At 66.9% G+C, this 19717-nt stretch carries 16 protein-coding genes; 5 read left to right on the top strand and 11 right to left on the bottom strand.

The genetic code is table 11. The features are described from left to right. Nucleotides 1–750: a hypothetical protein gene (locus J2X52_RS04345; protein WP_310149255.1), complete on the bottom strand. Its 750-nt coding sequence runs from the start codon at nucleotides 748–750 to the stop codon at nucleotides 1–3. A gap of 240 nt (nucleotides 751–990) precedes the next feature. Continuing rightward, on the bottom strand, nucleotides 991–1557 hold the full coding sequence (gene efp / locus J2X52_RS04340; RefSeq protein WP_310149253.1) for an elongation factor P: 567 nt from the start codon (nucleotides 1555–1557) through the stop codon (nucleotides 991–993). Between the two features lie 93 nt (nucleotides 1558–1650). Here efp and epmB point away from each other — a divergent pair, with 93 nt between their 5' ends. Then, nucleotides 1651–2694 carry an EF-P beta-lysylation protein EpmB gene (epmB, locus tag J2X52_RS04335; protein WP_310149251.1) on the top strand — a complete coding sequence of 348 codons (1044 nt, stop codon included), beginning with the start codon at nucleotides 1651–1653 and terminating at the stop codon, nucleotides 2692–2694. Nucleotides 2695–2717: 23 nt separating this feature from the next. Continuing rightward, on the top strand, nucleotides 2718–4799 hold the full coding sequence (locus J2X52_RS04330; protein ID WP_310149248.1) for an EAL domain-containing protein: 2082 nt from the start codon (nucleotides 2718–2720) through the stop codon (nucleotides 4797–4799). Between the two features lie 30 nt (nucleotides 4800–4829). On the opposite strand, the gene J2X52_RS04325 is transcribed toward J2X52_RS04330, so the two are convergent. Beyond that, entirely contained in the window at nucleotides 4830–5297 is a 468-nt protein-coding gene (locus tag J2X52_RS04325; protein WP_310149246.1) for a nuclear transport factor 2 family protein, read from the bottom strand. Between the two features lie 169 nt (nucleotides 5298–5466). On the opposite strand from J2X52_RS04325, the gene J2X52_RS04320 reads away from it, so the two are divergent. Both J2X52_RS04320 and J2X52_RS04315 read left to right on the top strand, forming a co-directional pair. After that, nucleotides 5467–7146 carry a long-chain fatty acid--CoA ligase gene (locus J2X52_RS04320; protein ID WP_310149244.1) on the top strand — a complete coding sequence of 560 codons (1680 nt, stop codon included), beginning with the start codon at nucleotides 5467–5469 and terminating at the stop codon, nucleotides 7144–7146. Between the two features lie 168 nt (nucleotides 7147–7314). Continuing rightward, nucleotides 7315–8229 carry a crotonase/enoyl-CoA hydratase family protein gene (locus tag J2X52_RS04315; RefSeq protein WP_310149241.1) on the top strand — a complete coding sequence of 305 codons (915 nt, stop codon included), beginning with the start codon at nucleotides 7315–7317 and terminating at the stop codon, nucleotides 8227–8229. 21 nt (nucleotides 8230–8250) lie between these two features. Here the strand turns inward: J2X52_RS04315 and J2X52_RS04310 are convergent, their stop codons facing one another. The 4 genes from J2X52_RS04310 to prfB form a co-directional block, all read right to left on the bottom strand. Beyond that, on the bottom strand, nucleotides 8251–10410 hold the full coding sequence (locus J2X52_RS04310; protein WP_310149239.1) for an ATP-binding protein: 2160 nt from the start codon (nucleotides 10408–10410) through the stop codon (nucleotides 8251–8253). 10 nt (nucleotides 10411–10420) lie between these two features. After that, nucleotides 10421–11476, bottom strand: a complete 1056-nt coding sequence (locus J2X52_RS04305) for a two-component system response regulator (protein WP_310149236.1) — start codon at nucleotides 11474–11476, stop codon at nucleotides 10421–10423. 158 nt (nucleotides 11477–11634) lie between these two features. Continuing rightward, nucleotides 11635–13155: a lysine--tRNA ligase gene (lysS, locus tag J2X52_RS04300; protein ID WP_310149232.1), complete on the bottom strand. Its 1521-nt coding sequence runs from the start codon at nucleotides 13153–13155 to the stop codon at nucleotides 11635–11637. A 94-nt stretch (nucleotides 13156–13249) separates the two neighbouring features. Beyond that, nucleotides 13250–14378, bottom strand: a protein-coding gene (gene prfB, locus J2X52_RS04295) for a peptide chain release factor 2 (protein ID WP_310149231.1) whose coding sequence is annotated in 2 segments (ribosomal slippage) — nucleotides 13250–14302 and nucleotides 14304–14378 — 1128 coding nt in all. Because the reading frame shifts where the segments join, the coding sequence is not laid out codon by codon here. 225 nt (nucleotides 14379–14603) lie between these two features. Between prfB and J2X52_RS04290 the strand changes: the two genes are divergently transcribed. Further along, entirely contained in the window at nucleotides 14604–15005 is a 402-nt protein-coding gene (locus J2X52_RS04290; RefSeq protein WP_310149229.1) for a hypothetical protein, read from the top strand. Nucleotides 15006–15080: 75 nt separating this feature from the next. On the opposite strand, the gene J2X52_RS04285 is transcribed toward J2X52_RS04290, so the two are convergent. The 4 genes from J2X52_RS04285 to greA all read right to left on the bottom strand — a co-directional run bounded on the left by J2X52_RS04285 (nucleotide 15081) and on the right by greA (nucleotide 19695). Then, nucleotides 15081–16421: a hypothetical protein gene (locus tag J2X52_RS04285; RefSeq protein ID WP_310149226.1), complete on the bottom strand. Its 1341-nt coding sequence runs from the start codon at nucleotides 16419–16421 to the stop codon at nucleotides 15081–15083. 118 nt (nucleotides 16422–16539) lie between these two features. Further along, nucleotides 16540–18270 (bottom strand): single-stranded-DNA-specific exonuclease RecJ, encoded by a 1731-nt coding sequence (gene recJ, locus J2X52_RS04280; protein ID WP_310149223.1) that lies wholly within the window; start codon nucleotides 18268–18270, stop codon nucleotides 16540–16542. Beyond that, the gene (locus tag J2X52_RS04275; protein ID WP_310149222.1) at nucleotides 18267–19226 is read right to left on the bottom strand and encodes a phosphoglycerate mutase; all 960 of its coding nucleotides are present in this window, start codon (nucleotides 19224–19226) and stop codon (nucleotides 18267–18269) included. The genes recJ and J2X52_RS04275 overlap by 4 nt, the downstream gene beginning before the upstream one ends. 4 nt (nucleotides 19227–19230) lie before the next feature. Continuing rightward, nucleotides 19231–19695, bottom strand: coding sequence for a transcription elongation factor GreA (gene greA, locus J2X52_RS04270; RefSeq protein ID WP_310150256.1), 465 nt, complete (start codon nucleotides 19693–19695; stop codon nucleotides 19231–19233). Nucleotides 19696–19717: the final 22 nt, after the last annotated feature.

The raw sequence follows: 19717 nt of genomic DNA, 5'->3' as shown, positions 1-19717 counted from the left end.
TCATTTGTCCTCGGGGGCCTGGGTCCAGAAGAACCCGTTTTCCAGCGCGTCCACGTTGTAGCGGCTGCCGTCGTAACGCACGACTCGGCTGGCACGGCGTGGCACCGTCGTCTCGTCCTCGCTGGTGGCGGCGCTTTCGATACGCGCCACATGGGCGGTGACCCGCAGATCGGCAAAGCCGTTGTGCGCGCTCTGCTCCACGCCGATCGTAAACACCGCTTCCTCGGTCACCAGACGCTTACCCTGGGACCAGCTGCAGGGCTCACCTTCCACACGAGCCCAGAAATCCATGGGCGACGTGAACACCGGTCTCAACGCACGCCCCTCGCGCACGTACAGCGTGAGTTCGTCATTGAAACGGCCATCCGGACAACTCGGGCCCGGCGCCGAACTGCGGAGCATGACGCCGAACGCACGCACGCCGGCAGCGAGGTCATAACGCGCGGTGTCCAGAAGCAGCCCGTGTTCCGCCAGCGCAAACACCGCATCCTCGGCGAGATCGGTCTCGTGCACCGCGAGAATGTTGGCCTCCTGCGCACCGAGCACCGCGATCACTAGACGCAGCACGCGCTCGTTCTCATCGGAGGCCGGCAATGGATAGGCGACCGCCGCCAGGGAGAGCGAGTCGTCGTAAGGCCAGACCTTGCACGCCTCGGCCACCAGCGGGACGTCATTGCCCGCCGGGAGCAACGACGCCTGGGTCAATGCGTACAGGGTCTGCAGCGGACAGGCGTCCTTCGCCAATGCCATGCCCGGCGCACCCACAGCCGCAAGCAGCAGAGCGCCCGCCGCGAGGCACCTGCGCAATCGCTTCGTGGTGCCGTCAACCTCTCGCACGGGCACTGGATCTCCGCCTGCGCGGAGATGACTGATCCGCGACGCGAACCGCTTCGCGATTTCGCACGAAACGGGCATAGACGCTGGATCCCCGCCTGCGCGGGGATGATTGATCCGCGACGCAAATCGCTTCGCGATTTCGCTGCGGATCAATCACTTCACCCGGCTGACGTACTCGCCCGAGCGGGTGTCGACCTTGATCACTTCTTCCTGGCCGACGAACAGCGGCACGCGGACCACGGCGCCGGTTTCCAGCGTCGCCGGCTTGCCGCCGCCGCCGGAGGTGTCGCCGCGCACGCCCGGATCGGTCTCGGTAATCTGCAGTTCGACGAAGTTCGGCGGCGTGACCTGGATCGGCGTGCCGTTCCACAACGTCACCACGCACTCTTCCTCGCCCTTGAGCCACTTCTCCGCGCCGCCCATGCCGGCCTTGTCCGCCTGCACCTGCTCGAAGGATTCCGGATTCATGAAGTGCCAGTACTCGCCATCGCTGTAGAGGTACTGCATGTCGGTGTCCATGACATCGGCCGCTTCCAGCGAGTCGGTCGCCTTCATCGTCAACTCGACGACGCGGCCCGACTTGATGTTGCGGTACTTGATGCGGGTGAACGCCTGGCCCTTGCCCGGCTTGACGTACTCGGTCTCGGTGATCACGCAAGGATCGTTGTTGACCAGGATCTTCAGTCCGTTCTTGACGTCGTTCAAGCCATAACTGGCCATCGTCTGCTCCTGCTGGGCCGGACTCGCCGGCGGCTACACTATGGGGTTTACCGGCCGCGACCCACGCGGACGGCTCTTCGGATTCAATCGCACATGATACCCGCAGCCCCCCTCACGATGCAGCCGCGGCGCTGGCAACAGGCCTGGCGCGAGGCCGTCCGGGACCCGCGCGAACTGCTGGACCTGCTGGGCCTGGGCAATATCGCGCCGGGCGTGTCGGCCGAAGCCGCCGCACAGTTCCCGTTGCGGGTGCCGCGCAGCTTCGTCGCCCGAATGCGCCAAGGCGACCCGCATGACCCGCTGCTGCGCCAGGTGCTGCCGCTCGACGCCGAGATGCGTCCCGTGCCCGGTTTCAGCCTGGACGCCGTCGGCGACGGCGCCGCCAAGGCTGGCCACGGCGTGATCCACAAGTACCAGGGCCGCGCCCTGCTGGTCACCACCGGCAGCTGCGCAGTGCATTGCCGCTATTGCTTCCGCCGGCACTTCCCGTATGCCGAGGAAACGGCGGCCGCGAACGGATGGCGCGAGGCGGTTGCGGCCATCGCTGCCGATACGAGCATCGACGAGGTGCTGCTGTCGGGCGGCGATCCGCTCTCGCTGGCGACGGCCAAACTGGTCGAACTCGCCGATGCGCTGCGCGCGATCCCGCACGTGCGCCGCCTGCGCATTCACACCCGCCTGCCGATCGTGCTGCCGGAACGCGTCGACGCCGAACTGTGCGCCTGGCTCGCGGCGTTGCCGTGGCCGGTCGCGATCGTGGTCCACGTCAACCACGCGCACGAATTCGACGCCGACGTCGATTCGGCGATGCGCGCCCTGCGCGACACGGGCGCGGTCCTGCTGAACCAGGCGGTGCTGTTGCGCGGGGTCAACGACGATGTCGACACGCTGGCCGGACTGGCCGAGCGCGGATTCGCTGCCGGCGTCCTGCCCTACTACCTGCACCAGCTCGATCGGGTGGCCGGCGCCGCGCATTTCGAAGTCGACGACGCGACTGCGCTCGCCCTGCACGCGGCGCTCGTGGCCCGCCAGTCGGGCTATCTGGTGCCGCGTCTTGTGCGCGAGGTCGCAGGTGACGCATCCAAACGCTCGATGACCGGGCCTGGCGATGGACGGATCCCCCCCTCCGTGGCATAAGGCGGTCTGCCCTGGAGACCCCAATGTCGACCCAAGCCGACACCGCGCTGCGCCTGCTGATCGTCGACGACCGTGTCGAGGATGCCGAAGCGCTCGCCAGCGGCTTGCGCAATGCAGGCATCGCGGTGCGTCCGCTGCGGCCCGAGTCTGACGACGACCTGGGCCGCATCATCGGCAGCCAGTCGCCCGACGTGCTCATCGCCGCGCGCGGCTCCACCCTGCTGCCCTTCGCCCAGGTGATGCAGCGCGTCGCCGACAGCGGCCGTGACCTGCCGGTCATCGCCCTGGTCGACACGCTGGTGGAGGCCGATTATCTCGACGCGATCCAGTCAGGCGCCCGCGCGGTCGCCTTGCGCCATGCCCCGCAGCAGGTGCTCGCCTGCGTGCGCGAGGCCTGGGCGGACCGCGACGCGCGGCGTGGCCTGCGCCGCTTGGAAGCACGCGTACGCGAAACCGAGCGCCGCTGCGATGCGCTGATCGATTCTTCGCGTGACCCGATCGCCTACATCCACGAGGGCATGCACATCCGTGCCAACGCCGCGTACCTGGAGATGTTCGGCTACGACAGCTTCGAGGATGTCGAAGGCATCTCGCTGCTCGACATGGTCGCGCCGCAGCACGTGGAATCGTTCAAGTCGCTGCTGAAATCCCTGAGCAAGGGCGAGCCGCCGCCGCCGCGCCACGAGATCGAGGCGCGCGACATCGACGGCAATGCGTTCCCGGCCGCGATGGAGTTCACCACCGCGCAGTACGAGGGCGAACCCTGCCTGCAAGTGGTGTTCCGTCGCCGCGAGGAACTCGATGCCGACCTCGTGCTCGAACTCGAGGAACTGCGCCACCGCGACCAGGTCACCGGCCTGCTGAACCGCCCGACGTTCCTGCGCGCGATCGAGGACGCCGTTGACGACGCCGCGCAGTCGGATGGCCAGTACGGCTTCCTGATGCTCGAGCCCGACCATCACCAACAACTGCTGGCCGACATCGGTCTCCACCATGCGGACGACCTGCTGGCGGCAGCGGCCGAGCGGCTGCGGACGCTGGTCGGCGAAGGTGCCACCGTGGCCCGCTACGCCGGCCACACGCTTGCCATCCTGCTGCGCGGGCACGACTACCACGCCACGTCCGCGACCGCCGAACGCATCCGCGCGGGATTTGCCGATCACGTCTTCGACGTCGGCGAACGCTCCAGCGTCATCACCGTCAGCATCGGCGGCGTGCAGATCGGCGAGAAGATCGCCAACGTCGCCCAGGTCCTGGCACGCGCGACCCATGCGCTGGAATCGGCGTCGGGCACCGGCGGCAACCGCTGCGAGGTGTTCGACCCGAGCGCTGTCGATCGCGTCGAGGAAGAGCGCATCCAGGCCTGGGTGACGCGTCTTCGCGGCGCGCTCGACGACGACGGCTTCGTGCTGCATTACCAGCCAGTGATCAATCTGCAGGGCGACAATGCCGCGGTCTACGAAATCCTGCTCCGGCTCGATGGCGGCGACGGCGAGCTGATCGCGCCCGGTACGTTCCTGCAGATCGCGGAAGACAACGGCATGCTCGGCGAGATCGACCGCTACGTCGCCAGCCGGGCGATCGCGGCGATCGGCCAGCGCCTGCGCGCCGGCCAGCCCACGACGCTGCTGGTCAAGGTCAGCCAGGCGTCGCTCGAAGGCGACGCGTTCGCGGATTTCATTGGCGCGCAGCTGGCCGAGCATCAAGTGCCCGGCGAGTATCTCGTGCTGCAGTTGCCCGAATCCAAGGTCTTCACCCACCTCAAGGCGACCCAGTCCTTCGCTGCGCGCCTCGCGCGCTTCGATGGCCGCTTCGCGCTCGAACAGTTCGGCGTCGGCCTCGATTCGTTTCAGTTGCTCAGCCACCTGCAGCCGCATCTGCTCAAGCTCGACCGCAGCTTCACCGAGGACCTGCCCGGCAACAGCGAGAACCAGGCACGCATCGGTGAGATCGCGCGTCGGGCTCGCCAGGTCGGTATCCGCACGATCGCCGAGTTCGTGCAGGATGCCGCCAGCATGTCGATCCTGTTCGGCGCCGACATCGATTACGTGCAGGGCAACTTCCTTGCCGCCGCGAGTCCGGGCATGCACTACGACTTCGAGTGATCCGGACGCGGCGCTTGCCAGCGCCCTGGCTCACTCCAGGACCGGCGTCCACGTCAGGCTGGTGATCCGCCAGACGCCGTCGCGTGCGCGCCAGCCGCTCTCGACCCGCCACGCCTGCGCGCTGTCGGGCAGCACCGCACTCCCCCCGCCCCCGGTCAGCGCGGCGCGGGTGCGCACTGTGGCTCGATCCTCGCCCTGCAGCGCGACGTCGACCGGACCGGTGAGCACGCCGATGCGTTGATGCCGCAGCATCATCGCCGCAGCCATACGCCGCGCGCCCTGGCGATCCATGCCGGATGGCCCGATGAAATCCTCATCGAGCACTTCGGCCACGTCCGATGCGCTGCGGTCCTCGATGGCGGACTGCAGGGCTGTGACCTGTGCACGGATCGCGTCCTCGGGCGCTTCGCGACCACAGCCGGCAATCGCCAGCACGCAGACCAGCGTCGCCACCAGTTCCCAGTGTGTCCATCCCGCCCTGTTGCATGCGTGCTGCATGTTTCAAACCCCCTGCTACGTCCGACGAAAGCGCGCCGATCAGCGCGCAACCTGCGCGATTTACGCCGCATCGCGCCTTGCCTACCCCTGGAGCCTATGCTCCAATCGAGCGCATTGCACAGGCACGTCACCCGTTCGAGTGACGGCCTTCAATCAGGGAGAGGATTGCATGACCGATCAACGCCCGTGGCTGGCGAACTATCCCGCAGGCGTGCCTGCGGACATCGATCCCGGGCAATACAGTTCGGTGCCGGCGGTACTGGAGGAGGCCATCGCGAAGTTCGGCGACCGGCCTGCCTTCTCCAACATGGGGCGGACGATCACCTATGGTGAGCTGGACGCGCGCAGTCGCGAGTTTGCCGCCTATCTGCTTGGCGAGCTCAAGCTCAAGAAGGGCGATCGCGTCGCGATCATGATGCCCAACTGCCTGCAGTATCCGATCGCGATTTTCGGCGTGCTGCGTGCCGGCCTGACCGTCGTCAACACCAACCCGATGTACACGCCGCGCGAGCTGCGCCACCAGCTGGTGGATTCCGGCGCGGCAGCCATCCTGGTGCTCGACAACTTCGGCAAGGTCGTGCAGGACGTACTGGCCGACACCCAGATCAAGCAGGTGATCACCACCGGCCTTGGCGACCTGCTGGGTTTCCCGAAGGGTCCAATCGTCAATTTCGTGCTCAAGCACGTCAAGAAGATGGTCCCCGACTACAGCATCCAGGGTGCCATCCGCTTCCGCGACGCGATCGCCCGCGGCAGCAAGCACACCCTGCCGGCGGTCTCGATCACACTGGAGGACATCGCGTTCCTGCAGTACACCGGCGGCACCACCGGCGTGGCCAAAGGCGCAATGCTGACCCACCGCAACATGGTGGCCAACATGCAGCAGGCGTCCGCCTGGATCGGCACCAACGCCAAGATGGGCGAGGAGCTGATCGTCACCGCGCTGCCGCTCTACCACATCTTCGCACTGACGGCGAACTGCCTGGTCTTCATGAAGTTCGGTGGCCACAACCATCTGATCACCAATCCGCGCGACATGCCGGGCTTCGTCAAGGAGCTCAAGGGCATCCGGATGACCGCGATCACCGGCGTCAATACGCTGTTCAACGGGTTGCTAAACACGCCCGGTTTCGACGAGGTCGATTTCTCCAGGCTGCATCTCACCCTGGGGGGCGGCATGGCGGTGCAACGCGCCGTCGCTGAGCGCTGGAAGCAGGCCACCGGGACGACGCTGATCGAAGCCTACGGCCTTACCGAGACCTCGCCCGCGGCCTGCATCAACCCGATGACACTCGCCGAATACAACGGCGCGATCGGCCTGCCGGTGCCGTCCACAGATGCATGCATCAAGGACGAGGCCGGTGCGTTGATGCCGCAGGGCGAGGTGGGCGAACTGTGTATCCGCGGCCCGCAGGTGATGAAGGGCTACTGGCAGCGTCCGGAGGACACGGCGCAAGCCATCGATGCCGACGGCTGGCTGCACACCGGCGACATGGCCAAGATGGACCCGGACGGGTACTTCTACATCGTCGACCGCAAGAAGGACATGATCCTGGTCTCGGGCTTCAACGTGTATCCCAACGAGATCGAGGATGTGATCGCGATGATGCCCGGCGTGCTCGAGGTCGCGGCGATCGGCGTGCCAGATGAGAAATCTGGCGAGGCGGTCAAGGTGGTGATCGTGCGCAAGGACCCGGCGCTGACCGCCGAGCAGGTCAAGGCGCACGCGCGTGAAAACCTGACGGGTTACAAGCACCCGCGTGTGGTCGAGTTCCGGGACGAACTTCCCAAGACCAATGTCGGCAAGATCCTGCGGCGCGAACTACGGGACGAAGCGCCTAAAGTGTGACGCAGTTCGCAAAATTGCGTGACGTTTTTCGCATTCAGCCGTTAGACCATTGAAATCCTTGCCCTTTTCGCCTGATGCGCGCATAGAAGCCGGCATCGGGCGAAAACTTTTATAGGGACAGCCTGCCGGGCGCCCGACCGGCAGGAGGTCCGCTCAGGGGGATTTTCAATGCATAACGTCGAGCTGCTGCACGGTGACGCAACCGCCGCACTGTCCACAATCCGTATCGAACATGACGCATCCAATGATTCGCACTGGTGCTTCATGCATGCGCAGCACGCGTTCTCCGATCCTACCTATCGCGCCTGCTTCTCCCCCGCCTTGCTACGCGAACTGCGCCTCTTCGCGCAGCAGACGATCGATCGCATCGCTGGCCGGGCCGAGGCCGAACCGATGCATGTGTCGCACATCGTGCTCGGCGCGGACAGCCACGTGTTCAATCTCGGCGGTGATCTCAAGCTCTTCGCATCGCTGATCCGCGATCGCAACCGTGAGGGCCTGCTGCGCTACGCGACAGAGTGCGTCGACAACATCCATCTGCTGCACACGCGCCTGCACCGCAATGCGCATACGGTGGCGCTGGTGGAGGGCGACGCGCTCGGCGGTGGCTTCGAACTGGCGCTGGCCTGCCAGACCATCGTCGCCGAGAGCGGTGTGCAGATGGGGTTTCCCGAAGTCCTGTTCGGCCTGTTCCCGGGTATGGGCGCCTACTCGCTGCTCGCGCAGAAGGTCAGCCCGAAGGTCGCCGAGGAGATGATGCTCAACGGCGTGATGTACAGCAGCGACGAGCTCCACAAGATGGGGATCGTCGACGTGCTCGTGCCCAAGGGCGAAGGCACGCGTGCGGTGCACGAGGTGATCCGCCAGAACCGCCGGATCGCCGCCGCACGTCTGGCCCTGCACGAAGTCCGCGAAGGCGCGCATCCGGTGACGCACGAAGAACTGATGCGCATCACCCGGATCTGGGTGGACACTGCGTTGCAGCTCGGCGATCGCCAGCTGCGCACGATGGAGCGTCTGGTACGCGCGCAACTGCGCAGGCCGGATGCGGTGGACGCCGACAAGGCCGCCGACGTCGGCTGAGCGCGCGACGCAAAGCCCGGGTCAGGCTTTCTCGGACCCGGGCATGCCCGCACGCGGCAGATCGCCCCGTTCGCGCAATGCAACCAGTGCTTCGTCGAGCTGCTGGTTCAGGGTCAGGAGCAGACCGCCCCATTCCTTCTGCAACTGATCGGAGCGCATGCCCATTCCGGTCGACGCGCTGTCGGCCAACCGGACTGCGCCCATGTTGCCGGCCGCGCCCTTGAGCGCGTGGCAGGCATCGCGGGCCGCATCCCAGTTGCCGCTCCCGGCGGAATGCTCGAAATCGACGAGACACTTGCGGGCATCGCGCGTGCATTCGCCCAGGAACCGCTGTACGAACTGTTCGCCCAGCCCCATCTCGCGCAGTTCGTCGAGGATGTGCTGCGAAATCACGCTGGTCTCGGACATACGCGCTTCACGCGTCGGCGCAACCGGCAGCGGGGGGACTGCCGCGACGGCCGCGCCACCCAACGCGATCTCGGCAAGCTTCTCGAGCATTCGCTCGATGACGATCGGCTTGGTGAGGTAGGCCATTGCACCGGCGCGAATGCAGGCCTCGCGCGCCTCGGCGGTCGCATCGGCGGTCAGCACGATGAACGGTGTCCGGCGGCCGCGCCCCGCCTCCATGAAACGTGTCTGCCTGATGATGTCGAGGCCATCCGCGCCCGGCATGTGCAGATCGGTGATCACCGCATCGAAGGTTTGGGTTTCGAGCGCCAACAGCACATCATCGCCATCGTTGACGATGTGCGGACGATGGCCCGCCTTCTCGAGTAGACGCCTGAGCACCATGCGGTTCGCCGGCTGGTCGTCGGCGACGAGAATGCGCATCGGCTCGACGCGCGCGCGATGACGGACGAACGGATCGTCGAAGGGAATGACATTGCTGGCCGGGGCCGGCGCCGAGGCGTCACGCTCGACCACGCCCAGCGGAATCTCGATCCAGAAGTGAGAGCCCTCTCCCAGCCGGCTCTCGACATGGATCTGCCCGCCCATCTGTTCGGTCAGGCCCTTCGCGATCGTGGTACCCAGGCCAGTGCCACCGAAGCGACGGCCCAGGCCGGTTTCGACCTGCTCGAACGCGTCGAAAATACCGGTCAGCGCCTCGGGCGGCATGCCGATGCCGGTATCGCGTACCGAGCACCGCAACTGCACGCGTGAAGGCGCCTGTTCGCCGGCAACCGCATCGATCGACAGCGTGACCTTGCCTTGGTCGGTGAACTTGATCGCATTCGACAGAAGGTTCACCAGCACCTGCCGGAGCTGGTTGCTGTCGCCATGCAGCAGCGTTGGGACCCCGTCTGCCACCTCGGCCTCGAATTGGAGCCCCTTGGTGAGCGCACTCGGCATCAGCATTACCTGGATACCGCGCACCAGTTCGGGCAGCGAGAAATCGGCATGCAAGCTTCTGAACTTGCCCGCCTCGATCTTGAAGATGTCGAGCACGTCGTCGACCAGCGCCTGCAGCGCCTTCGCCGACGTCTGGATCACGTGGGCGCTATCGCGCTGCTCGGCGGTCAGCGGGGTGGTCACCAGCAGATCCGACATGCCGATGATGCCGTTGAGCGGCGTGCGAAATTCGTGGCTCATGTTGGCCAGGAACCGGCTTTTCGCCTCGCTCGCGGCCTTGGCCGCGCGCGTGGCCTCTGTGAGCGCACGCAGCAGTGAACTCAGATACAGCGGCACCGCGACGAGGCCGACCAGCAGGCCGATCGCGAGCGACAGGTTCTGCTGCCAGTACGGCGTGATTGCCACCGCCGTTCCGAACGTCACCACGGCGAATCCGATCGCGGCGTACAGATAACGCGGGCCGAACCGCAGGCCGTTGCCGACCGTGACCCACATGATCACCACATACAGCCAGGCCAGTAGATCGCCGAGCAGAAACAGGCCCACGCCCATCAGGCTGTAATCGGCCACCATGCCCAGCACACGGCGCGGATGCGAGACGCCTGGTCGCCACAGCAGCCAACCGAAGATGCCGAGCGCGACCGCATACTCGATCGCGAGGTAGGCTTCGGACAACCACAGTTCGCGCGCGACCTCCGGCTTGCCGCCGACGACGAGCTGCAGGTAGGCATAGATGACCACCAGCATCACCAGTCGCACGGTGGCCTGGCCGTGCTCGCTGTCGTTGCGGTCGCTCAGACGCGCGCGCAACGAGTTGATGACAGCGATCATCGCGAACGGCTTATTGCAGCGGCCCGGCGGGCCGTCCGCCGAACTGCGCGCAGATGTGTTGCAGACGCGGGACATTGGAGAGCATCGCTTCGACGCAGCGCGGATCGAAATGGCGACCGCTGTTCTCGCCGATGTAGGCCAGCGCTTCCTCGATCGACCAGGCGCGCTTGTAGGGCCGCTTGGACATCAGCGCATCGAACACGTCGGCGATCGCGACAATGCGCGCCTCGAGCGGAATCTCCTCGCCGGCCAGACCGTCGGGATAACCGGTGCCGTCGAAGCGCTCCTGGTGGCGCAAGGCGATCACCGCACTGAGCTGGATGAAACGGTTCTCGCTGTTGCTCAGCAGCTCGTAGCCGATCTGCGGATGCTGCCGCATCTGCGCCGTTTCCTCGGCCGTCAGCGGGCCGGGCTTCATCAGGATGGCATCGGGAATGGCGATCTTGCCGATGTCGTGCAGCGGCGCGGCGAGTTCGATCATCCGGACTTCGTCCTCGAACAGACCCAGTGCCTCCGCCACCATGCCCGCCACCGCGGCCACGCGCTCGAGATTGGCACTGGTGCTGGCATCGCGATACGCGATCGCCCGCGCCAGCCGGGTCAGGGTCTCGCGTTCGCGCTCCTCGACCTCACGCATGCTCTTGAGCAGCCGCTGTTCGAGCGACAGCGCCCGCTGCTTCACCGACTCCGACTGCTGGCGCAGTTGCAGCAGATTGCGGCAGCGCGCCCGCAGTTCGCGCGGCCGTACCGGCTTGACCAGGAAATCGATGACACCCACTTCCAGCGCCGCCTGCCGGATCGGTTCGTCCCCGACCACCGTCACCAGCACGATCGGCACATCACGATGCATCAAAGGGCGGCGGAACCGCCGCGCGAATTCGAGGCCATCGACCACCGGCATGCGGTAGTCGAGCAGCAGCAGGTCGGGACGATGATCGTCGCACCAGCGCAGCGCATGCTCGGGATCACCGAAGTCGAACACTTCGAGCTCCGGGCTGATGTCCTCGAGAATATGACGCAGCATGGTCCGAGCGGACATCTGATCATCGACGATGACGATGTTCATGTAGCTGGTCTCCCGTTGGTGTCCCCTGCCCGCATCATCGCGGGCGATCTCCACCGGAAGCAAGTCCCGCACCACACTCGCGGGAAATACCTACATGCAGACCGCGAAGTCTCGCATGGCAGCCGTCGCATGCGCCGCCTCCAAAGGCGGAAGATGACTCAGGCCTCGGTCTGCGGTCGCATGTAGGGGAACAGCAGGACGTCACGGATCGACGAGGACCCCGTCAGCAGCATGACCAACCGGTCGATGCCGACGCCTAGACCGCCGGTCGGCGGCAGGCCGACTTCGAGCGCGCGAATGTAATCGGCGTCGTAGTGCATCGCCTCGTCGTCGCCGCTGTCGCGCGCGTCGACCTGGGCGCGGAACCGCGCGGCCTGGTCTTCGGGATCGTTGAGCTCGGAGAAACCGTTGGCGATTTCCTTGCCGCCGATGAAGAGTTCGAAGCGGTCGGTGATGCCCGCCTCGCTGTCGGACTCGCGCGCCAGCGGCGAGACCTCGACCGGGTAATGGGTGATGAAGGTCGGCTGGATCAGCCCGGTCTCGACGGTCTTTTCGAAGATCTCCAGCAGCAGCTTGCCCCAGCCGTAGCCGGCCTTGACGTGCACGCCCAGGCGCGCGCAATGCGCGGCCAGGGCCTCGCGGTCGCGGCAGTCGGCGACGGTGATCTCGGGGTTGAGCTCGCGCACCGCTTCTTCGAGCTTCCAGCGGCGGAATGCCGGGCCGACGTCGATCGCATTGGCGTCCCATTCCAGCGCCGTGGTGCCGACGGCCTGCGTCGCGACATCGCGGATCAGCGCTTCGGTGAGATCCATGACCTCTTCATAGGCCACGTAGGCCTCGTAGAGTTCGAGCATCGTGAACTCGGGGTTGTGCCGGGTCGACACGCCCTCGTTGCGGAAATTGCGGTTGATCTCGTAGACGCGCTCGAAACCGCCGACGACCAGACGCTTGAGGTAGAGCTCGGGCGCGACGCGCAGGAAAAGATCGAGATCCAGCGCATTGTGGTGCGTCGTGAATGGCTTGGCCGCGGCGCCGCCGGCAATGTAATGCATCATCGGCGTCTCGACTTCGAGGAAGTCGCGGGTATCGAGCCACTGGCGGATCGCGCCGATGATCTTCGAGCGCTTGACGAACACGGCGCGCGCGTCGGGCGAGACGATCAGGTCGACATAGCGCTGGCGATAGCGCTGTTCCACGTCGCTCAGGCCATGCCACTTGTCCGGCAGCGGGCGCAGCGACTTGGTCAACAGCCGCAACGATGATGCCTTGACCGACAGTTCGCCGGTCTTGGTCCGCATCAGCGTGCCTTCGGCCGCGATGATGTCGCCGACATCCCAGCCCTTGAACGCGTCGTAGCGCTCACCCAGCGTCGCCGACTGCAGGAACAGCTGGATGCGGCCGCTGACGTCCTGGACCGTCGCGAACGCGGCCTTGCCCATGATCCGCTTGGCCATCAGTCGACCGGCCACCGCAACCTGCACACCCTCCGCTTCCAGCGCCTCACCGGTCCAACGCTCCGCATCGCCGTGCGAGGCCTGCAGAGCGCCGGCCTCGTCGCGGCGACGGAAGTCGTTCGGAAACGCGACGCCCTGGCCGCGCAGCGCGGTCAGTTTGGCGCGACGCTCGGCGATCAGGGCGTTCTCGTCAGCGGGCGTCTGCGGTGCGGGGGCGTCGGTCATGGGTGCGGTTCGTAGGTGTGCGAAGAGGAATCACGCGCGACCGGCGTGCCGGTCGCGCGACGTGCCGACGCGGCGCGTCGGCAGGAGGGGTCGATCAGACGGCGTCGGTACGTTTGGAACCCGCCGCCAGACCCGATTTCAGGCTGGCCTCGACGAACTCGTCGAGATCGCCGTCGAGCACCTTCTGCGTATCGCTGCGCTCCACGCCAGTGCGCAAATCCTTGATGCGGCTCTGGTCGAGCACATAGTTGCGGATCTGGCTGCCCCAGCCGATGTCGGATTTGGTCGCTTCCAGCGCGTCCTTCTCGACATTGCGCTTCTGCACTTCCAGCTCGTAGAGCTTGGCGGCGAGCATCTTCATCGCGGTGTCGCGGTTCTGGTGCTGGCTGCGGCCGTTCTGGCAGGCGACGACGGTATTGGTCGGGATGTGGGTGATACGCACCGCCGATTCGGTCTTGTTGACGTGCTGACCACCGGCGCCGGAGGAGCGATACACGTCAGTGCGCAGGTCGGCCGGATTGATGTCGATCTCGATGTTGTCGTCGACCTCCGGAGACACAAACACCGAAGTGAAGCTGGTATGCCGACGGTTGTCGGAATCGAACGGCGACTTGCGCACCAGGCGATGCACGCCAATCTCGGTCTTCAGCCAGCCGTAGGCGAACTCGCCCTCCACGCGCACCGTCGCCGACTTGATGCCCGCGACTTCGCCGCCGGACACTTCCATCAACTCGGTCTTCCAGCCGCGGTTCTCGGCCCAGCGCAGATACATGCGCAGCATCATCTCGGCCCAGTCCTGGGCCTCGGTGCCACCGGCGCCGGCCTGGATGTCGACGAAGCAGTTTGCCGAGTCGAACTCGCCGGAGAACATGCGCTGGAATTCCAGCTTGTCGACCTCGACGGCGAACCCCTCGACGTCGTCGACAACTGCCTGCGCGGTATCCTCGTCCTGTTCGGATTCGGCGAGTTCCAGCAGTTCGTTCGCGCCTTCCAGACCTTCGGTCAGGCTGCGGATGCCGTTGACGGTCTTGTCGAGCGTCGAGCGCTCGCGCCCCAGCGCCTGCGCGCGCTCGGGATCATTCCAGATGGTCGGGTCTTCGAGCTCGCGCTCGACTTCTTCCAGACGCTCGCGACGGGCGTCGTAGTCAAAGAAACCCCCTGAGCGCATCCAGCCGACCGCGAAGGTCGACGATGCGCTGGCGAACAGGATTGAGTTCAAGCATGGGATTGGGAACCGCGGAAAACCGGGGATTCTACCAAGTCCCCGGCCACGCCGCGCGCCGTATCCGGGTCTGCTGAATGGCGGTTCCGGCTGGACTTGCCGCACCATGCGGGCCCCGGCGATCACGCGGCCACACACGCAAGCCAGATGCTCGGGCTGGATACCGCCTGGCAAGACGTCACGCCAAGCAGGCGACGAGTTCTAGCCGCGGGGCCTGGGTGTCGGGTTGCGTGCCGCCACCGAGATCGCCGAACGCCTCAGGAACTCGATCGGCAACGCACCGTTCGAGATCGACGAGGTGGGCGCAGTGCCGTTGTCGATCTCGCTCGGATTCGCCTGCTGGCCGTTTCTTCCGGGCGTTGGCGCGAGTCGCGGTGGCTGGCAGGAGGCAGTCGACCTGGCCGACCGCGCGCTCTACGCGTCCAAACGCGGCGGGCGGGCGGCGTGGACCGGTCTGTGGGGAGGCGACGCCATCACGGACGCGACCGTTGCGGGAATCCTGCGCGACCCGGAGGGCGCGATCGCATCGGGCGCCGCGGCTGCGTGCAGCAGCCGGGCGCAGATCCATTGGGGCGCCGGCGAAGCCGAGGTGGCGGCTGACCCCACCCCGGATCACCCACCGGCGTAGTCGCGTCGAGCGTCGGGCGTTGCCCCGGCCTGCTGACAGACCGGCGCCGCACTGCGCGGCGCCGGTCGCTGGACCTCAGCGACGCTCGAGCGAGAGGCGGTAGCTGCCGCCGGCGCTGCCGTCGACAGACGAGGCTTCGACGACATAGCTGCCCGAGTCGAGCCGGTGTGCGATGCGCGCGTTCAACGCATTGCCGCCGTCGTCGTCGGTGGCCACCTCCTGGCCGTCGCGACTCAGACGCAGATAGCTGTCGACATCGTCGGAATTCATCGCGATCACATACTCGCCGGCACTGCGCACGCTGAACGTCCAGCGGTCGGTCATGCCGGGCAGCAGCGTCGCCTCGATCGGACGCCCTGTCGCCAGCGCGCCGCCGCCGACATTGTCCGGCGCTTCCGTCGCCGCCAGCGCCAGCGTGTAGAGGCCGGCGCCTGCGGAGGCGGCGTCTGCGCGAAGCGTGTAGTCCCCGGGCTCGAGCAGCATCGAGATGCGCGAGTTGAGCCCGTCGCCGCCATCGTCGTCGCTCTTGTCGATCCCGTTGCCGGTCAGATGCATCGCCGGGTCGATCTCGTCGCTCTGCATGTCGATGCGCACCACGCGACGCGCCGGCAGCGAGAACGTATAGGGATGCGCGTTGCCCTCGTAGACACCGGTGACCGTGCTGCCGACCGTCAGCTCGCCGCCTTCGCGCAGGCCGCCTGCGGGCAGCGGACGCGCGGCAACGCGGAGCTGATACATGCCGTTGATGCGATCACTGCCGTAGCCTTCCGCCGTCAGCGTGTAGGTGCCCGGCGCGAGGCGTGCGCTGATGCGCGCATTGCTGCCGTCGCCGCCATCGTCGTTGCTCAGCGCAACGCCCGGGCCGTCGAGCTTGAGCACCGAATCGAAATCGTCGGACATCATGTCGATGGTGTAGAAGCCGGCCTCGTCGATCTGCAGTGGCAGCTGGCGCTTGGCATCAGCCCAGTCGCTGATCGCCGCGCCCACGCGCAGGGTCTCGCCGTTGTAGGCCTCGATCGCGGTCGCCTGCAGCGTGAACGGACCATAGGCGCTGGCATCTGCGCCGCTCACGGCGATGGTGTAGCTGCCGGCGCGCTTGGCGCGCACGATGAGCGAGGCCGATTCCCGGTTGGGATTCGACGCCGCGACCAGATCACCGCCGAGGAACGCCGTGAGCTTGCCGCGCAGCGGGCCTTCGAGCTTGAACGATGCCACCTGCCCTTCGCGCAGATCGACGCGGTAGAGCTGGCTGCGCGAGCCGTCCTGGTGGTTGAGGCTGGAGCGGCTGGTGATCTCGCCCCGGCGGTCGGCGCCCAGGGTCACGGATTCGGCGGCATCGCCCGGCGCAGCCTGCGCGACGAGGGTCGGTGCGAGGGCCAGCGCCACGGCGAGGGCCAAGGTATGGACAGTCTTCAAGAACATCTCCCGGTACAGAAGTGGGCGGCGTTGCGGGGGCAACGACCGCGGCATCCGCTTGCGCGGCGGTCTATTCTGCACCCGCATTCACAATTGCGCACGCAACACGCCGGAAGCGTTAGAAGGCGCCGAGCGGCTCGCGATGTTCGATGACCAGTTGCACCGCGTCGCCGCCGCGGTAGTCATCCGGTGCCAGCCGGTAGACGATGCGCTCGCGCGCGGCCGGGGCGATGTCGCGCCAACCGCCGAAATGGATGGCCGACAGCGGCTTCGGATGTCCGTCAACGCGCAGCGTCAGCTTCAGGTGCCGGGTGCCGACCACGCGCCAGTCGACGACCGCGAACTCGCCATCGAACTGCGGCTCGGGAAAGCCCTGCCCCCACGGCCCGGCATCGCGCAGATGCGCGGCATGCACGATGTCGAACTCCTCGCCGCGCAATGCGCCGTCGGTGAGGATCTCCGCGCGCAGCAGCGCGGGGTCGAGCATCCGTTCGACCGTCGCGCGGAAGGCTTCGGTGAACGCATCGAGGCGATCGCGCTGCAGGGTGAGTCCGGCCGCCATCGCATGACCGCCGAAGCGCTCAATGAGCCCGGGATAGGCCACGTCGACCGCCGCGAGCACGTCGCGGATGTGCAGGCCGGGAATCGAACGCGCCGAGCCGCGCAGCTGCTCGCTGTCGGGTTCGGACGGCGCGAATGCGATCACCGGGCGATGCAGCGCATCCTTCATCTTCGACGCGACCAAGCCGACGACGCCCGGATGCCACTCGGCATCGAACAGGCAGACACCGGCGCTGGCAGGATCGACCGGCTGCTGCCCGGCGACCGCAACCTCGGCGTCGTCGAGCATCGATTGCTGCACGGCGCGGCGTTCGGCATTGATCTGATGCAGCGTGTCGGCGAGATCACGCGCATGCGCGCCGTCATCGCTGAGCAGGCATTCGATGCCGATCGCCATGTCTTCGAGTCGACCGGCGGCATTGATCCGCGGACCGATCGCGAAGCCGATGTCTGCCGCGGTCAGGCGCGCAGCATCGCGGCCGGCGATCTCGATCAGCGCGTTGAGGCCGGCGCAGCCGCGACGCGCACGCAGGCGGCGCAGGCCGGCGGACACGAGCGCGCGGTTGTTGGCATCGAGCGGCACCAGATCGGCGACGGTGCCGACCGCGACAAGATCGAGCAGGCTGCCCAGATCCGCATCCGCGGCACGTGCATCCCCCCGCCCGCGCAGCCGCGCGCGCAGCGCCATCAGCACATAGAAGATCACGCCGACGCCGGCCAGCATCTTGCTCGGGAAGGTGTCGCCCGGCAGGTTCGGGTTGACGATCGCATCGGCCGGCGGAAGCTCGGTGCCCGGCAGATGGTGATCGGTCACCAGCACGCGCCAGCCCAGCGCTTTCGCAGCTTCGATGCCGGCATGGCAGGCGATCCCGTGATCCACGGTCACCAAAAGCGACGGCGCCAGCGGCGCGAGCGATTCGACCAGCGCCGGCGACAGGCCGTAGCCGTGCGTGACGCGGTTGGGCACCGCATGCACGATGTCGCGCGCACCGAGCATGCGCAGCCCGCGCACGGCGACTGCGCAGGCCGTCGCGCCGTCACAGTCGAAATCGCCGACGACGAGAATGCGTTCGCCGCTGGCGATGGCTTCGGCAAGCAGTTCTGTCGCGGCGTCGATGTTCGACAGCGCATCGGGCGGCAGCAGACCCGCAAGTTTCGGCTGCGCGGCATCGAGATCATGTGCGCCGCGCGCAGCGTAGATCCGCCGCAGCAGCGACGGCACGGTCGCCGGCCAGCCATCGCCGACTGCGGCCTCGCGTCGGCGGATCGTTGGCGCCTGCGCGCTCATGGTGTCGCCGCCGGCGATGCGATGCGCGGGCGACGCCAGACGCGCAGACGATGCCAGCGACGCAGCGTCAGCACGTTCCCGTCCTCGTCATCGATGTGCAGCGTGCGCAATTGGCCGCGGGCCAATGCCGCGAGCGCGGGCTGCAGCCAATCGGTCTGCAGCCGGCGCAGGTCCCGCTCGCCGACCAGATCGAACAGCATCGCGTCGCCCGGCGCGGAGAAGGCCTTCGGCAACGGCGCAACCGTGGTCGCGCTCGCGGCCAATGCACGCAGGGTGGGATCTTCGGTGTAGACCTGCGCATGCGCGCTCCGCGTGTGCACGCGCGCATCGGGCAACGGGCCACCACCCCAGAACCACAGCGCATTGACCGGCGTCTTGCCGGCCGCAACGCGGCGTGCGTTCCAGGGATGGTTGTGCAGGATGATCTGCGCCTCGGTCGCCAGCGCGCGCCAGCGGCGCGCCGCAGCACTGTCGTCGTCATGATCGGCGAGGTCGGTGCCCAGCGCCTCGGACGGATCCAGGAACTCGGGGACGGGACTCGCGCGCGGCACGCGCAGATACCAGCGCGCCGGATCAGGTGCATCGAGTGCGAAGCCGGCATCGCCAAACACCGGCTGCAGCGCCGGCAGCAACGCATCGCAGTCTTCGCGAGTCAGGCCGAGCGCGTCACCGTGCGCCATCAGGCGCACGCCGTTGATGTCGGGCCGCAGCCACGCCGGATCGGCGCGCAGCCAGGCGCTGTCCGGCGTGTCGGCATCGCCCACGTCGACCTGGCGCGACAGGGCCGCGAGCGGCCAGGTACCGCCTGGCAGTTCGATCTGTCGGACCAGCTGCGCGCGACGACCGGATGCCAGCGACGTCACATCCGCGCGCCCGAGCGCGCGCGATACGTCCTGCTGCCAGCGCTGCGCACCGAAGCGTGCGGCCGCGGGCAACAGGAAGGTGGCCGAGGTCATCGGCTCAGCCGAGGTACTCGACGCTGATGATGTCGTACTCGCGCGAGCCGCCAGGCGCGTCGATGCTGACGCTGTCGCCCTCGTGCTTGCCGATCATCGCGCGGGCCACGGGCGATGAGATCGCGATCAGACCTTTCTTGATGTCCGCTTCGAGGTCGCCGACGATCTGGTAGCGCTTCTCTTCATCGGTCTCGGTGTCGGCGATGACAACCGTCGCGCCGAACACCACCTTGTCGCCGGCATTGAGCTTGGAGACGTCGATCAGATCGGCATGCGACAGTTCGCCTTCGAGCTGCTTGATGCGGCCCTCGATAAAGCTCTGCTGCTCGCGCGCGGCGTGATACTCGGCGTTCTCCTTGAGATCGCCGTGTGCACGCGCTTCGGAGATCGCCTCGATCACCGCCGGGCGCTTGACCGACTTCAGTTCTTCGAGCTCTTCGCGCAGGCGCTGGGCGCCGCGCATGGTCATGGGTGCGCGCATGGGCGTGCCT

The organism is Luteimonas sp. 3794 (assembly GCF_031456825.1).
Lineage (GTDB): Bacteria > Pseudomonadota > Gammaproteobacteria > Xanthomonadales > Xanthomonadaceae > Luteimonas.
This window is presented reverse-complemented; position numbering and strand designations above follow the sequence as displayed.

Bases quoted from the DNA above. Each gene is read 5' to 3' on its own strand.
- J2X52_RS04315 (WP_310149241.1), top strand. From the start codon at position 7,315: ATGCATAACGTCGAGCTGCTGCACGGTGACGCAACCGCCGCACTGTCC.
- greA (WP_310150256.1), bottom strand. From the start codon at position 19,695: ATGACCATGCGCGGCGCCCAGCGCCTGCGCGAAGAGCTCGAAGAACTG.
- J2X52_RS04325 (WP_310149246.1), bottom strand. From the start codon at position 5,297: ATGCAGCACGCATGCAACAGGGCGGGATGGACACACTGGGAACTGGTG.
- J2X52_RS04330 (WP_310149248.1), top strand. From the start codon at position 2,718: ATGTCGACCCAAGCCGACACCGCGCTGCGCCTGCTGATCGTCGACGAC.
- J2X52_RS04305 (WP_310149236.1), bottom strand. From the start codon at position 11,476: ATGAACATCGTCATCGTCGATGATCAGATGTCCGCTCGGACCATGCTG.
- J2X52_RS04310 (WP_310149239.1), bottom strand. From the start codon at position 10,410: ATGATCGCTGTCATCAACTCGTTGCGCGCGCGTCTGAGCGACCGCAAC.
- J2X52_RS04320 (WP_310149244.1), top strand. From the start codon at position 5,467: ATGACCGATCAACGCCCGTGGCTGGCGAACTATCCCGCAGGCGTGCCT.
- lysS (WP_310149232.1), bottom strand. From the start codon at position 13,155: ATGACCGACGCCCCCGCACCGCAGACGCCCGCTGACGAGAACGCCCTG.
- J2X52_RS04275 (WP_310149222.1), bottom strand. From the start codon at position 19,226: ATGACCTCGGCCACCTTCCTGTTGCCCGCGGCCGCACGCTTCGGTGCG.
- J2X52_RS04345 (WP_310149255.1), bottom strand. From the start codon at position 750: ATGGCATTGGCGAAGGACGCCTGTCCGCTGCAGACCCTGTACGCATTG.
- efp (WP_310149253.1), bottom strand. From the start codon at position 1,557: ATGGCCAGTTATGGCTTGAACGACGTCAAGAACGGACTGAAGATCCTG.
- recJ (WP_310149223.1), bottom strand. From the start codon at position 18,270: ATGAGCGCGCAGGCGCCAACGATCCGCCGACGCGAGGCCGCAGTCGGC.
- epmB (WP_310149251.1), top strand. From the start codon at position 1,651: ATGATACCCGCAGCCCCCCTCACGATGCAGCCGCGGCGCTGGCAACAG.